Annotated in this window: 12 protein-coding genes; 4 read left to right on the forward strand and 8 right to left on the reverse strand. The window is 72.6% G+C overall.

The window, feature by feature from the left end:
• Positions 1 to 334 precede the first annotated feature (334 nt).
• A complete protein-coding gene (locus tag GPA10_RS10900; RefSeq protein ID WP_157165327.1) occupies positions 335 to 2,569 on the reverse strand; it encodes a GAF domain-containing SpoIIE family protein phosphatase in 2,235 nt (744 codons plus the stop codon).
• A 326-nt stretch (positions 2,570 to 2,895) separates the two neighbouring features.
• On the opposite strand from GPA10_RS10900, the gene GPA10_RS10905 reads away from it, so the two are divergent.
• Positions 2,896 to 4,224: a hemolysin family protein gene (locus GPA10_RS10905; RefSeq protein ID WP_343040659.1), complete on the forward strand. Its 1,329-nt coding sequence runs from the start codon at positions 2,896 to 2,898 to the stop codon at positions 4,222 to 4,224.
• Positions 4,221 to 5,282 (forward strand): hemolysin family protein, encoded by a 1,062-nt coding sequence (locus tag GPA10_RS10910; RefSeq protein WP_058847047.1) that lies wholly within the window; start codon positions 4,221 to 4,223, stop codon positions 5,280 to 5,282. The genes GPA10_RS10905 and GPA10_RS10910 overlap by 4 nt, the downstream gene beginning before the upstream one ends.
• Here GPA10_RS10910 and sph read toward each other — a convergent pair.
• The 6 genes from sph to GPA10_RS10940 all read right to left on the reverse strand — a co-directional run bounded on the left by sph (position 5,261) and on the right by GPA10_RS10940 (position 11,549).
• A complete protein-coding gene (sph, locus tag GPA10_RS10915; protein WP_157165328.1) occupies positions 5,261 to 6,262 on the reverse strand; it encodes a sphingomyelin phosphodiesterase in 1,002 nt (333 codons plus the stop codon). The genes GPA10_RS10910 and sph overlap by 22 nt on opposite strands.
• A gap of 398 nt (positions 6,263 to 6,660) precedes the next feature.
• On the reverse strand, positions 6,661 to 7,830 hold the full coding sequence (locus GPA10_RS10920; protein ID WP_246259006.1) for an amidohydrolase family protein: 1,170 nt from the start codon (positions 7,828 to 7,830) through the stop codon (positions 6,661 to 6,663).
• A 2-nt stretch (positions 7,831 to 7,832) separates the two neighbouring features.
• Positions 7,833 to 8,657, reverse strand: a complete 825-nt coding sequence (locus tag GPA10_RS10925; protein WP_157165329.1) for an ABC transporter permease — start codon at positions 8,655 to 8,657, stop codon at positions 7,833 to 7,835.
• The gene (locus GPA10_RS10930) at positions 8,654 to 9,466 is read right to left on the reverse strand and encodes an ABC transporter ATP-binding protein (RefSeq protein ID WP_157165330.1); all 813 of its coding nucleotides are present in this window, start codon (positions 9,464 to 9,466) and stop codon (positions 8,654 to 8,656) included. Before GPA10_RS10930 ends, GPA10_RS10925 begins: the two co-directional genes overlap by 4 nt.
• Positions 9,463 to 10,518: an ABC transporter permease gene (locus GPA10_RS10935; RefSeq protein WP_246259007.1), complete on the reverse strand. Its 1,056-nt coding sequence runs from the start codon at positions 10,516 to 10,518 to the stop codon at positions 9,463 to 9,465. The genes GPA10_RS10930 and GPA10_RS10935 overlap by 4 nt, the downstream gene beginning before the upstream one ends.
• Positions 10,515 to 11,549 carry an ABC transporter substrate-binding protein gene (locus GPA10_RS10940; RefSeq protein WP_157165331.1) on the reverse strand — a complete coding sequence of 345 codons (1,035 nt, stop codon included), beginning with the start codon at positions 11,547 to 11,549 and terminating at the stop codon, positions 10,515 to 10,517. The genes GPA10_RS10935 and GPA10_RS10940 overlap by 4 nt, the downstream gene beginning before the upstream one ends.
• Positions 11,550 to 11,798: 249 nt before the next feature.
• On the opposite strand from GPA10_RS10940, the gene GPA10_RS10945 reads away from it, so the two are divergent.
• Both GPA10_RS10945 and GPA10_RS10950 read left to right on the forward strand, forming a co-directional pair.
• Positions 11,799 to 12,893, forward strand: coding sequence for a LacI family DNA-binding transcriptional regulator (locus GPA10_RS10945; protein WP_343040661.1), 1,095 nt, complete (start codon positions 11,799 to 11,801; stop codon positions 12,891 to 12,893).
• 12 nt (positions 12,894 to 12,905) lie between these two features.
• Positions 12,906 to 13,466, forward strand: a complete 561-nt coding sequence (locus GPA10_RS10950) for a hypothetical protein (RefSeq protein ID WP_246259008.1) — start codon at positions 12,906 to 12,908, stop codon at positions 13,464 to 13,466.
• Between the two features lie 134 nt (positions 13,467 to 13,600).
• On the opposite strand, the gene GPA10_RS41660 is transcribed toward GPA10_RS10950, so the two are convergent.
• Positions 13,601 to 14,350 (reverse strand): IclR family transcriptional regulator, encoded by a 750-nt coding sequence (locus GPA10_RS41660; RefSeq protein ID WP_198351565.1) that lies wholly within the window; start codon positions 14,348 to 14,350, stop codon positions 13,601 to 13,603.
• Positions 14,351 to 14,547 lie beyond the last annotated feature (197 nt).

Here is a 14,547-nt window from a genome sequence, read left to right on the forward strand (position 1 = left end):
CCGACGTGCCGGACAGGAAGCAGTCAACACCGACGTGCTCACCAGACCGCCCCCGTGCGCTGTCCGTCCGATGAGCCACCGACGAGGCGACTCTCCCGGCCGAACAGCGCGGTTGGCCCAGCCCAGTACCCGTACCGCGGGCGAGCCGCCGGACTTCCGGCCGGACTTTCGGCTGGACCTTTCGGCCCCGTTTCCGGCCGCGCTTTCGGTCGCACTCCTCGCCCGGCACGACATCTGTGGCGGCGTCCCCGGGGCCGATTCGCTGTATGTGGTCACCGGGCCGGGGCGAGGCCTGGTCCTCGTGCCCCGCGGCGGACGGGCACGGGGCGCAGCGCTATGGGGTGGCCGTGCTGTGGGGGGCGGTGGCAGTCAGGACGAGGATCGCCCGGTCGTCGTCGATGTCGCCGCCGTCGGTGAAGGTGTGCAGCGTTGTGACGATCCTGTCGATGATGAGCTGGGCGCGGGGTCGGCCCGGGAGGCGCGCCACGGCCTCGGCGAGGCGCTGATCACCGAGCATGTCACCGTCTTGGCGGCGGGCTTCGGTGATGCCGTCGGTGTAGAGGACCAGGCTCTCGTGGGGTCGCAGATGAAGACGGTGGGGGGTGACGTGCGCGTCGGGGGTGACACCGAGCAGCAGCCCTTTCGCGTCGAGGGCGTGCACGGTGCGGCAGGAGTCCCGGTGCAGGGGCGCGTTGTGCCCGGCTCGGACGAATTCGATGTCGAGTCCGGTGGGGGTGGGGGTGAGCCGGCCGTAGACGAGGGTGACGAAGCCGGTGCCGTGGCTGCCGGGCCGGTCGATGAGGGCTTCGTTGACGGCCTGGACGACGTCGGCGGGGCCCGGGAGGCGGGAGGCGACGGCGCGGGCGGTGTGGCGGACCAGGGCGGTGGTGGTGGCGGCGATGGCGCCGCGGCCGCAGACATCGCCGAGGAGGAACGCCCAGCGGCCGTCTTTGAGGGGGAAGACGTCGTAGAAGTCCCCGCCTATGTCGAGTCCTTCGCCGGCGGGGTGGTAGTAGGTGGCGACGTCGGTGCCGGGTACGTCGGGCAGATCGGGCAGGAGGAGCCCTGCTTGGAGGTCGCGGGCGAGGGCGGCCCGGTCGGTGTACTGGCGGGCGTTGCGTGCGGCCGAGGCGGCGCGGCGGGCGAGTTCCTCGGCCAGGGCGACGTTGTGGCCGTCGAAGACGTGGTCACCGGTGGACAGCAGGGTCACGGCACCGAATGCCCGGTCATGGTCCATGAGGGGCACGCACAGGTAGCCGGTGACATGAAGGTCGTGCCAGGGGCCGGGCCCGGTGGGAGTACGGCGGGCCACCTCGCTGGTGCCGGAGGCCAGGACGCGGGCGACGGCGTCGTCCGCGGCGTCGTAGACGGGGATGTGGGAGGTGAGCAGGTCCCGCTCGCCCGGAGTGGGGGCAGCGGCGGCGACCCGGCGAACCCGCCCGCCCTCGATGAGGTCGACCGTGCACAGCGGCGCCAGCTTCGGCGCGCAGGAGCCGGCCAGCCTCGACAGCACCTGGGCGGCGTCCAGGTCGGAGGTGAGCGCGCTGCTGGCCTCCAAGAGGAAAGCAAGGTCGTCGCGGACGGCCTTCTCCCGTGCTTCTGCCGCCGCACGGGCCAGTTCGGCGTGGTGGCGTTCGATGGCCAGCGCGGCGGTGTCGGCGAAGACCCGTGCCAGGGCGAGATCGGCTTCCTGGGGCGAGCGCGGGGTGCGGTGGTACATCGCGAAGGTGCCCAGCAGGGCGCCGTCGCGAGCCAGGATCGGGGTGGACCAGCACGCGGCGAGACCGGCCTGGTCGGCCAGCGCCCGGAAGTCGTCCCAGAACCGGTCGGTCGCGATATCGGCGACGATCACGCGCTGGCGGCGGTGAGCAGCGGTACCGCAGGAGCCGACGCCCTCGCCGGTGGCGATGCCGTCGATGGCCCGGTTGTAGAACTCGGGCAGGCTGGGGGCTGCCCCGTGCCGCAGATGCCGGCCGTCGGGGTCGGCGAGCAGCACCGACACCAATACTTCCTCGGGTGCGAGAGCCTCGATGGCGCGCGCCATTCCCTCCAGCACGTCCGGCAGCGGGGCTTGGCGGGCGATCTGCTCCAGCAGCACCCGGTGCTCGGCTGTCAGCCTCTGGGCGTGCTTGACCTGGGTGGTCTCCACCCCGACCACCCGCACTCCCCGCACGTTGCCGCCCGCGTCCAAGCGGGGCTCGTAGGTGAAGTCGAAGAAGCCCTCCCGGGCGCCGTCGCCCTCACCGAGCAGAACGCGGGCATCGCGGGCGTTGTGGGTTTCGCCGGTGCGGTAGACCCGGTCCAGGAGCGTGATGAAGCCCTGCCCGGCGAGTTCCGGCATCAGCTGCCCCAGCGGCAGTCCGGTACCGGTGCGCTCGCCGCCGATCGCGGCGAAGAAGGCCCCGTTCGCCGTCTCCAGCATGTGAGCGGGACCGGCGAGGTAGGCGAATATGACAGCGGACTCGCCGAACAGCGCCTGCAGATCATGATCCGCGCCTTCCTGGGCGGCCGTGCGCGCTCCCGCCGTGGTGGCAGGTTGGGGGGCCTGCCGCCCCGGAACGCGCGTCATGAAGTCTGCCTTTCCCTCGGCTGTGCCGGCGCAGCCACGATGTCACGCCGCTCCGTGGCCGCCACAAGGGCCTGGTCCGTATCGGGGTACACGTCGAAGATCCGCTCCGCACCTGTACAGCGCCGACACCTCTCCGAAGAACTGTTCACCAGAGCCCTGACCGACGAAGGCTTCCTTTACAGTGACTGTAGAAATACCGCCACCGCAAGAACAGCCCCTGAACGAAGGAGCCACGGACCCGCGATGGGTGAGCCTCCCAGTACCAGCCGTGCCATTCCCCGCGCGCACCGCGCGCGACCCGAGGTCGAGGGAACGGGGGTGGCACGGTGACCGAGGTGCTCCTGCTGCTCCTGGCCCTGCTCCTCACCCTGGCCTGCGCGGTCTTCGTGGCCGCCGAGTTCTCCCTGACCACCGTCGAGCGTGGTGACCTGGAACGGGCAGCCGAAGCGGGTGAGCGGGGTGCGGCAGGCGCCCTCAAGGCGGCACGCCGGCTGACGTTCCAGCTCTCCGGCGCCCAGCTCGGCATCACCGTCACCTCGCTGGTGATCGGCATGCTCGCCGAGCCCTCGCTCGCCGCCCTGCTCCGCGGACCGCTGCGGAGCGCGGGCCTCGGCGGTGCCGCTCCGGCCGCGGCCACGGTCCTCGGGGTCGTGCTGTCCACCGTGGTCCTGATGGTCGTCGGTGAGCTGGTGCCGAAGAACTGGGCGATCTCGCGCCCCCTGGCCGTCGCCAAGGTGGTGGCGGCACCCCAGCGCGGCTTCACCACCGCTTTCGGGCCCTTCATCCGGCATCTGAACGACACCGCGAACCGGTTCGTGCGCCGCGTCGGCCTGGAACCGGCCGAGGAACTCGCCTCCGCTCGCGGCCCGAAGGAGCTCGTGGCCCTCGCCCGGCACTCGGCGGCCGAGGGCGCCATCGAGGCCGACTCCGCGGAACTGTTCGTGCGCACCCTGCACCTCGGCGAGCTGACCGCCGAGAACGTCATGACGCCCCGCGTGGACGTGCGCGCTCTGGAGGCCCACGCCACGGCGGCGGACGCCGCAGCCCTGACGCACGCCACCGGCCTTTCCCGCTTCCCGGTCTACCGCGACAGCCTCGACGAGGTCATCGGCACCGTCCACATCCGCGACGTCCTCGCCCTCGACCCCGCGGAGCGGGACCTCACCCCGGTCACCGACCTCGCCGGCGAACCGCTCCTCGTACCCGACAGCCTGTCCGCGGACCGGCTCCTCGAACAGTTGCGGGCGGCCCGCACCATGGCCGTGGTCATCGACGAGTACGGCGGCACGGCGGGTGTCGCCACCGTCGAGGACCTCGTCGAGGAGGTCGTCGGCGAGGTCCGCGACGAGCACGACCCCGTGGAGGCCCCGGATCTGCTGCCCGTCCCGCGGGGCGCGGAGGAGCGGCCCGAGTGGGAGGCCGACGGCGGTGTCCGCATCGACCAGCTCGACGCCGTCGGCCTGACGGCACCGGACGGCCCGTACGAGACCCTCGCGGGACTGATCGCGACCCGTCTGACCCGGATCCCGGCGCGGGGCGACAGCGTCGACGTCGACGGCTGGCGCCTGACCGTCCTCGCGGTCGCCCACCACCGCGCCGACCGCGTCCGCATCACCGCCCCCGCCGCCCGGCAGGCCATGGAGGACGCCCGATGACCACCGTCCAGCTCCTCATCGGCGCCCTGACGCTGCTGACGAACGCCTTCTTCGTCGGGGCCGAGTTCGCCCTCATCTCCGTACGCCGCAGCCAGATAGAGCCCGCGGCGCAGGAAGGCAACCGCCGGGCGCGGGCCACCCTGTGGGGTGTCGAGCACATCTCGGCGCTGATGGCCACCGCCCAGCTCGGCATCACGGTGTCCTCCCTGGTCCTCGGCGCGGTCGCCGAACCGGCCATCGCCCACCTCCTGGAGCCTGCCTTCGAGGCGGCGCACATCCCCGGCGCGTTCGTGCACCCCGTCGCCTTCGTGATCGCGCTCGCCGCGGCGACGTACGCGCACATGCTGATCGGCGAGATGATCCCCAAGAACATCGCGCTGGCCGCGCCCGTGCCGAGCGCCCTGCTGCTCGGCCCGCCCCTGGTCGCCCTCACCCGGGCCCTCAAGCCGCTGGTCTTCGGCATCAACGCCTTCGCCAACGGAGCCCTGAGGCTGCTGAAGGTCCAGCCCAAGGACGAGGTCGCCGCCGTCTTCACCGACGACCAACTGGCCCGCATGGTCATGGACGCGAGCCAGGCCGGGCTCCTGACGGCCGCCGACGGCGAGCGGCTGCGCGACGCCCTGGAACTGGGTACACGACCGGTCGGCGACATCCTCGTCCCCGCCGCGCGCATGCGCACCGTCGACGACACCGTCACCGCGGCCCGCCTCCAGCAGGTCGCCGCGCGGGCCGGTTACTCCCGCTTCCCCGTCACCGGCGCGGGCGGGACCCTCCTCGGCTATCTGCACATCAAGGACAGCCTGGGCGTCGCCGACCGCGACCGGCCCTTCCCGCACACGGCCCTGCACCCGCTCACCAGGGTGCGGATCGACACCCCGCTGGACGACACCCTCACCGCGCTGCGCGCCATGGACAGCCACCTCGCCGCCGTCACCGGCGACAAGGGAACCGTCATCGGCTTCGTCACGATGGAGGACGTCCTCACGGAACTGGTGGGCCCGGCACCGGCGCCCGGCCGGCCGGCGGCGAGAGGGCTCTACCGGCCGAGCACCGGATAGTGGTCGGACAGGTTGGTGTACGTGTACTCCTTGCCCCAACTCGACACGGTCCAGGGGGCGCTGACCTCCTTGATCACATCATTGCGCCAGGCGGCGGGGCGGGCGTGGCCCTTGCGGTGCAGGACGTGGTCGAGGTCCTCGCGCGGGTCGTCCGGGTAGCGCTCGGAGGCGATCGAGTTGTCCTTGGTGTCGAAGGAGTACGGGTGTCCCGTGCGGGAGTCCGCGGGCGCGAGCCCGGCGTCCGCGAGCATCGAGGCGTACTCGCCGCTGTGTCCGTCGACGTTGAGGTCGCCCGCCACCAGGACCTGTTCGCCCGCCGGGATCCTCTTCGCGTCCAGGAAGGCGTCGAGCTCCTTGAACTGCTTCGACCGGGTGGCGGCCGCCTCGCCCGAGGCGCAGCCGGGGTCGGTCGACTGCGTGTGCGTCCCGACCACGTGCACCTTGGTGCCGCGCACGTCGAGGACGGCGTACACGAAGCCCTTGTTGGAGTATGCGTCCGAGCCGCAGGCGTCCTTGTAGACGTACTGCTCCTTGCGCACGATCGGCCACTTGCTCAGGACGGTCACCCCGCCGTCCTCCGGCGTGACCGCGGAGTACGCGCCCCCGGTCGCGTCCCATCCGCTCTTGGACCGGCCCAGGACCGGGGTCTGGTGCGGATAGTCCGCCTCGGCGCGCTGCCGCAGCACCTCGGAGGAGGAGTTGTCGAAGGCCTCCTGGACGACGGCGACGTCGTTGCCCCGGAAGAACCCGGCCGCGGCGATCTCCTTGGCTCGGTGGTCCTGGCCCCAGTTCGGGTACAGCGTCTTGCTGAACAGGAAGGCGTTGTACGTGAGGACCTTCAGGCTCGGCGTCGCCTCGGCGGCGGGCTTCGCGGGCACGGCGGCGGTCGCGGTGGGCGCGGTCGCGGCGAGCGCCGCCGCCACGGCCAGGGACACGGAAGCGGCGCCGACCGTGTACGCACGGGGCGTGGAGTGGGGCATGGGAGGCTCTCCCTGTGGGGGTGGGGGGCGGAACCGGCTGGGTCCTGCACCGGCGCGGCCATCCAAGGCACCGCCGGTTACGCGCGGGTAGCGTGGATGTGTTGATCACTTGATCTGCCGTCACATGTTTGTGGACGGAGTGACGGGGTGACGGAGTGACGGGTTGACGAAGTGACGGCGACGGAGTGACGGGGTGACGGAGCGGAGGCCGCGTCCGCACGGATCGTCGACCGACGGTCTCCGGCTCCTGGTCGCGCCGCTGCCCTCCGTCCGTCAACGGCCATCGGTTCCCGGCCGCGCCATCAGCTCGGCGAACGCGGGTCGCCGCTGTGTTCCGCGTGAGCTGTGTGTGCTGCGTGCGCTGCCCGCGCGTCGTCCGCCCGACGCGCGGGCCTCGCTCATCCCGGCAGCCGCATCAGGCGCAGCAGATTGCCGTGATAGATCTGCTCGCGTGCGCCGGCCGTGAGATCGAGCGCGTCCAGGACGCGGATCGTCTCGCGGATGAATCCGGGGCCGCCCTCCGGGTCGAAGGGGCAGTCCGTACCGAACAGGACGTGTTCGGTGCCGAAGAAGTCCAGGCCGCAGCGGATGCCGATCGCGGACGCCGAGAGGGCCGTGTCCGCGTAGAAGCGGCGGAAGTAGTCGAGGGGCGGGCGCGGCGGCGTCGTGCTCCGCAGGCGCGCGAGGTCGTCGCCCGCGGTGCGGCTGCCGAGCTGTTCGCTCCAGCCGAGCCTGATCCGCCCCTCCAGGTACGGGATCATCGCGCCCAGGTGATGGGTGATGATCTTGATGTCGGGGTGCCGTTCGAGCAGGCCGGAGAAGACCAGCCGGGCCATGGCGACGCTCGTCTCGTACGGCCAGCCGAGGGCCCACCAGATCTCGTACCGGGAGGTGTCCTCGGCGGCGTAGTCGGCGAAGCCCGCGCCGCGGGCCGGATGCAGCCAGATGGGCAGGTCACGCCGGGCCATCTCGGCGAAGACGCCGTGGAAGGCCGGATCGTCCAGGGGCCTGCCGTTGACGTTGGTGAAGACCTGCACACCGCGGGCGCCCAGGCCGTCGAGCGCGAAGGCGATCTCGGCGAGCGCCGCGTCCGGGTTGTTCATCGGCAGGGAGGCGACGAACGCCGGGAACCGGTCGGGGTACCGCTCGCACAGCGCGTGCATCGACTCGTTGGCGAGCCGCGCGAGGGCGGGGGAGTCCCGCGGTCCCGCGAGCAGTTCGATCGGCGGTGAGGAGAGGGTGAGCACCTGCTGGTAGCCGTCGCCGAACGTGTCCATCATCCGCAGCCGCGCGTCGACGTCGTGCAGCGCGTCCAGTTCCAGCCAGCGCTTCAGGGCGCCGGAGTCGACGGCGAGTTCGCGCATCCGCGCGAAGTAGGGGGCGGGCAGGATGTGGCTGTAGGCGTCGAGTCTCCGGATGTCCGTCTTCGAGCCGTCCGGGCCCGTCACACCTGCCTTCGGATCGACCGTGTCGACGGCCGCTCCCTTCGGGGTGACTGTGTCGACGGACGCTCCCTTCGGGTTGAACGTGTTGATCGCCGCCGCCTCCGCGTCGGTTGTCGTCGTCATCCTCATCGCTCTTCCTTCCAAGTGCGGGGAACCCAGCGGGTGACCGTCCGGTCGACGGCCTGGACCAGTGCGAGGGCCGCCAGGGCGACGGCGATCACGATCAGCAGTACGGCGAGAACGCCCGCGCTGTCGAAGCGCCCGCCGGCTTCGGTGACGAGGCGGCCGAGGCCCACCACGGAGATGAACATCTCTCCGTTGATCATGCCGGTGACGGCGCGGCCGACACCGAGCCGGACCCCGGCCATGATCAGGGGCGCCGCGGCGGGCAGCACCACGCGTACGAGCACCTGCCGTTCGCTCGCGCCGTACGAGTGGGCCATCTCGACCAGGTGCGGGGGCACGGACCGGACGCCCGCAGCCGTGTTGACGACGACGACGAACACGGCGTACGTCACCACCACCGCCACGATCGAGGCGCGTCCCGCACCGAGCAGCGAGAAGAACACCGGGGCGAAGACGAGCGACGGGGCGGCCAGCAACGCGTGCACGTACACGCCGAGCGCCGCGTCGACCCGGCGCCACCGGCCCATGGCCGTGCCCACGAGGAGCCCGGCGGCGAGGGAGATGACGAGCCCCAGGGCCAGATTGACGAGGCTGTCCGCCAGGCTGCTCGCGATCGTTCCCTGCCGGGTCGCCTCGACGAGCCGGTCGAGCACCGTGCTCAGCGGCGGCAGCGCCGACGCGTCGGCGGTACGCCCCACCGCTTCCCAGGCGGCGGCGCCGGCCGCGAGGCTGACGGGCGCGGCGGGCAGGCGTCGCAGGCGGGCGGCCGCCGGGCGCCGCCGGGCACCGCCGGGCCGGTGTTCCACGGGGGTCGGCGCGGTCATGAGGCCACCTCGTCGGGACGGTGGGCGCGGTCAGGCCGGTGCTCCGCGTGCATGTCGCGCAGCCGCTCCCACAGGTACGCCGTGATCTCCGCGTACTCACCGGAGCGCGCGACACCGCCGACGTCGCGCGAGCGGGGCCGGGGCAGGCGCACCGGTACGATCTCGGCGATCCGCCCGGGGCGGGCGCTCATCAGGGCGACGCGGTCGCCGAGGAGCACGGCCTCCTCCATGCTGTGCGTGATGAACACGACGGTCATCCGGTGTTCCTCCCAGATCGCGAGGAGTTCCTCCTGGAGCAGGCGGCGTGTCTGCTCGTCCACGGCGCCGAAGGGCTCGTCCATGAGCAGCACCCGCGGGCGGACGGTCAGGGCGCGGGCGATGCCTACGCGCTGCTGCATGCCTCCGGACAACTCGCCGGGCAGCTTGGCCTCGCAGCCCTCCAGACCCACCGTGGCGATGAGCGAACGCGCGCGTTCGGCGCGTTCGGCCCGTCCGACGCCGCGCATGCGGAGGCCGAACGCGACGTTGTCCAGGACGGTCGCCCAGGGCAGAAGGGCGAAGTTCTGGAAGACCACTGCCCGGTCGGGGCCGGGGCCGCGCACCGGTGACCCGTCGACGGCGATGTCCCCGCCGTCCCAGGGCACGAGCCCGGCGACGGCCCGCAGCAGGGTCGTCTTGCCGCAGCCGCTGGGGCCGAGGACGGTCAGGAACTCGTTCTCGCCCACGTCCAGGGAGACGTCCCGCAGCGCGTCGACCCGCTCGCCGCTCCGGGTGGTGAAGGACTTGGAAAGACCCTGGATGGTGATCATCGTTGGCTCCTCGCCGTGCGGGTGCGGGACGGGTTCGGGCGGGTCCAGCGGGCCAGCCTGCGCTCGGCCCAGTGCGCGGCGGCGCCCAGGAGCAGGGCCTCGGCCAGGATGACGGCGATGGTGCCGTAGAGCTGCGGGGCCTTGAGCAGACCGCGGTAGGTGAGGATCAGGCCGCCGATGCCGTCGGAGACCATGAGCAGTTCGACAAGCACCATCCCGGTGACCGCACGCCCCAGACCGAGGCGTACGCCGGTCATGACCGCGGGCAGGGCGGCGGGCAGCAGGATCCGCGCCCAGACGGTCCGCTCACCGGCGCCGAACGAGCGGGCCATCTCGATCAGCGCGGGGTCCACCTGCCGTACGCCCGCCCGGCTGTTCACGATCACCATCACGACCGAGAAGAGCGCGACGAGCACGACGCGCGAGACCGTTCCGACGCCCACCGACATCACGAGCAGCGGGATGAGGGCGGCCATCGGCGTGACGAGGAGGATGTTCAGATGGACGTCCGCGTACCGTTCGAGCAGCCGGAAGCGCCCGAGCGCGGTGCCGAGCGGGACGCCGACGACCACGGCGAGGGCGAAGCCGAGCACCAGGGCCTGGTTGCTGACGTAGAGGGCGCGCCACAGCTCCGCCTCTCCGAGCAGCCCGGCCGTGGCCCGGACCGTCTCGGCGAATCCGGGCAGCAGGAGGCCGCCCCGCACGCCGGCGTACAGCTCCCAGCACGTGGCGAGGACCGCGAACGTCAGGAGCTGGTAGGGCAGGTTCATGTCGAGGAGGCGGCGCAGTGGCCCGGTGGGGCGGGTGGGCCGCGGGCCGGCCTGGGGGCCGCGGCCGCTTCGGCGCGGCTTCCGGTGCGTGGGCGCGTTCCGGGCTGTGGTCGTGCTGGGGAGTGCGGTGGTGTTCGGGGGTGTGGTGGTGCTTGGGACGGGGGTCGCTCCCGGGGCGGGCGTCGTGCCCGGGATGATGGTCGCGTTCGGGTGCGGGAACGCTTTGCGGAACATGGCCGCCCGGAACACGGCCGCGCTCCGGCGCGTGATCGAGAGGGTCATGAGGCCGCCCTGATGAAGCTGAGGTCGACCGCGTCCTCCGCGGTCACGCGCCGCCCGATCACACCGGCCCGTACGAAGAAGTCGATGGTGCCCTGGACGTTGTCCCGGGTGAGCGCCCCCGCGTCGAAGAGGCCCGCCTCGCGGTACCGCTCGGCGACCCGGTCGAGGTCGTCCCCGTCCTCCCGCGGCAGATAGGTGCGCGCGAGGCGGGCCAGGTGCTGCGGCCGTTCATTGATCCTGGCGTGCTCGCGCACCAGCGCCGTCACGAACGACTGCGCGACGTCCCGGTGCCCGGTGAGGAAGTCCGCGTTCGCGTAGACGGTCTGCGGGTGCACGTCCGGCAGGCTCCGGGCGAAGTCGGCGAGCTTGGTGAGCCCGGCGGCGGCCGGTGCGTCCGCCGACTCCAGGGAGACGGCGTCGGACACCTCCAGCGGTGTCGCGTCGATCTCCCCCGACGCGAGGGCCTGCGCGCGGACATCCGAACCGCCGAGCGTCAGATAGCGCGGGCGCTTGCCGTCGCCGCACTGCGTCCGCACCCAGTCCTTGGCCATGGCCGTCGCGACCGCGCCCGCGCTGAAGATGCCGAACGGACGCCGGTCGAGGTCGTCGCAGGAGGCGATGCCCGGCCTGCCGTAGAGAGCCCACTGATTGCCGACGACATCAGCGATGATCTTGATGGGCGCGTGCTGCTCGACGGCGCTCAGCGCCGGTCCCGTGGCCTCGGCCGAGATCGCGTAGTCGCCCTTGGCGAGGCCCTCGATCGCCAGCTCGGGGGCGGCGAGCTCCACGACGTCCACGTCGTGCCCCTGTCGGCGGACGGCGTCGACGGCTGCGAGGAGCGGCACGGTCGTGATGTCCGGTTCGACGACCGCCACCGTGAACGAGAGCGTTCCGTCCGCGCGGGTCACGGTCCCCGTGCCGCTGCCGCAGGCGGTGGCCGCCGCGGCGGTGGCGCACAGGACCGCGGTGACGGCGAGCCGTTTGCCGCGGGTCAGGACGGCCCGTAACCCGGGCCGGGTCCATTGCTGCATGACTTCCCACTTCCCCCTCAAGCTGCTGGGATTTCCTCTGGTCAACGGTTAGGCAAACGTATGCCTTGTGCTGATGTTAGACACTCGGAATGCGGAACCGTCAAGTTGCAACTGGGCGCCCGAGTGCGTCAGTTGAGTGGTTCGTCCCAGGTCCACGGCTGCGCGCGGGGCTCGGCGCGCCTTGCGAACTCGCCGCGTGTGTGCGAGTTTTGGCGGCACGAAGGCAAACGTTTCACTGGATGGTGGCATGTGAGTTCACTGGTGGAAGTGGCCCGAGCGGCCGGTGTGGCCGTGTCGACCGCGTCGCGCGTGCTGAGTGGTTCCAGCCATCCGATCTCGGCCAGGACGCGGGCCAAAGTCCTGGCCGTCGCCGCGGAGTTGGAGTACTCGCCCAGCGCTCTCGCCCGCGCCATGGTCTCCCCGCACAGCCGTCTCGTCGGCGTCCTCGTGAGCGACATCGACAATCCGTACTTCTCCGTCATCGCGCGCGGAGTGGACGACGTGGCGACCCGGGCGGGGTACGTCACCATGCTGTCCAACGTCGACCGGCGCACCGCCACGGAGATCAGCCGCCTTCAGGCCATGCGGGACTACCGCGCGGCGGGCGTCATCTTCGCGGGCAGCGGCCACGTCGACGATCCGCAGGCCCCCGACCTGGTCAAGGCCGTGCGCCGCGCCCAGGAGCAGGGCATCCAGACCGTCTCGCTCGCCGTGCGGGACCTCGGCTGCCCCTCCGTCGTCGTCGACAACCGCGCCGTGGCGTACGACATCACCGACCACCTCGTCGCGCTCGGCCACCGGCGCGTCGCGTTCATCGAGGGCCCGCCCGGCATGACCGTCACCCGGCACCGGCGCGAGGGCTTCCTGTCCCGCATGGCCGACGCGGGGCTCGCCGACGGCGCGCTCTGCCGCCCCGGCGGCTTCGACTACCAGTCCGGGCACGCCGCCACCCTGCGGCTCATCGCGCACCGACCGCTCCCCGACGCCGTCCTCGCGGCCAACGACGAGGCCGCCGTCGGCGCCCTGAGCGCCCTGCGGCAGGCGGGGATCGATGTGCCGGGGGAGATCTCCGTGGCGGGCATGGACGATCTCCGTACCGCGGAGTTCGTCGATCTCACCACGGTGCGTCTGCCGCTGTACGAGATGGGCTCCCTGGCCGCCCGGCACATCATCGACACGGCGGCCCGAGCCGGTTCGGCGTCCGCGTCGCCCGGGACACCCGCGACGGCGACCGGCGCGGAGGGCGCGGCGGACGGTGCCGCGACGACGGTGCTCAGCCACCGGGTCGTCCCCCGGGGGACGACGGCCCGGCGCCCGAAGGGCCCCGACCGGCCCCACCCGTGATCCAATGTGCCGATGAGGGAGAACGCCGCGACTCTCGGACCCCTGGAAGTGATCGACGGACGCTGCCTGGTGGGTGACGTCCGCGGGCATCCCGACGGCCCCTGGGTGGAGTTCCGTACGGAGGGGCTGTACCAGCACGGGCCGAGTGCGGGCGCCGACGCCCGCGCCGAGGGGGAGCCGACCCCCTGGACCAGGATCATGCTGGGCATGGACGTGGTGGTCGGGCGCGGACACCCGGCGAAGGGGAACTTCACGGTCTCGGGCTGGCTCGGCGGCCTCCCCGGCTTCAGGGGGCGCGGCGGCGGCCACCTCGGCATGACGCTGCGGCACCCGTACGAGGACCGCCGGGTCCGGTTCGAGCGGCATCCGCGCTGGTACGGCGTCTACGAGATCGCCTTCCTTGAGGAACTGCTGCGGCAGACGGTCGCCGCGGGCGAGGCGCACCGGCTCGCCGACGCCGACTGGCTGGGGCGGGTGGTGGGGCGGCTCACCGGGCTCGGCCTCGCGGCGTCCGGCGGTCCGCGGGAGGCAGTCACCCGGGCACGGCAGGCCGAGGGGCCCGCGGCTCCCTGACGGCGCCGGTGATGCCCGCCGCCCGGCCAGGGCGCAGGACGTGACGGCTCCCGAACCGCGCTGGGGCCTGTCGTCACACTCCCTCCGCCGCCCGGAGGGCGGCCACCTGGCAGGGGGGAGTTCGACGACAGGTCCTAGGTGCCGGCGGAGCCGATCGAGCCGATGGCCTTGCTGAGCATCCGGGCGCTGCGCTGCGCGACTTCGGTGGTGTGGGCGATGCGGCGCGGATCCGGTACGGCCACACCGACCGCGGCGACGATCTCACCCGACCGGGCGCGTACGGGCACCGCGAGACACAGCCGCTCGCCGCCCCATTCGTACTGATGGAGGTCCGCGCCCCGCTCCCGTGCTCCGCGCAGGCGGCGCGCCCACTGGTTCGGGGTGTGGTCGGGCGGCGGCTCCGCCGAGGGCCCGGCCGCTGCGAAGACGACATCGGCCGCGCTGTCGGGCGGCAGGGTCTGGCCGGGCAGGTGCGGGAAGAACTCCCGCGCCGCCGCCGCGATACCGGTGACGACCGTCGTGCGGCCGGTCGAGGGAACGGCGACGCACACGGTGGCCCGGGTCTCCAGGGCCAGGTGCCGCAGCGGTGCCGCCGCCCTCCTCTCCCACAGGCGGGGAGCCGTCCACGACTGCCCCAGACGGGCGACGGTCGCCCCCACGCGGTAGCGGCCCCGGTGCTGCTCCACCGCGCCCAGCGCGCCGAGTTGGCCGAGCAGCCGATGCGCCGTCGTCTTCGGCAGGCCGGTCCTCGCGGCCAGCTCGGTGAGCCCCGCCTCACCGACCCGCGCGAGCTCCTCCAGCAGGCCGAACGCCCCCTCCAGCACACCCCGCCCGGCCGCAGCCCCCGCCTCCCCGCCCGAACGCGTCCCGCCCCACCGCTCCATGGTCCGTCCCCCCGCCCGCCCAGACGCAGTCACGAAGAACCGCCGGTACGCAGGTCCGGAGTTCCCGGGCAAGTCTGCCCTCGGGACGCGCCGCCGCGCCGCCACAGATCACGCCAAGGAACGCTGGGGGGAGCCTCACTGCCTGTGTCTTCCTTGCGGACACCGACGACCTCAGGAGTCTGCCGAGGCCCGTGTCC

Source organism: Streptomyces typhae, from assembly GCF_009755605.1.
Lineage (GTDB): Bacteria > Actinomycetota > Actinomycetes > Streptomycetales > Streptomycetaceae > Streptomyces > Streptomyces typhae.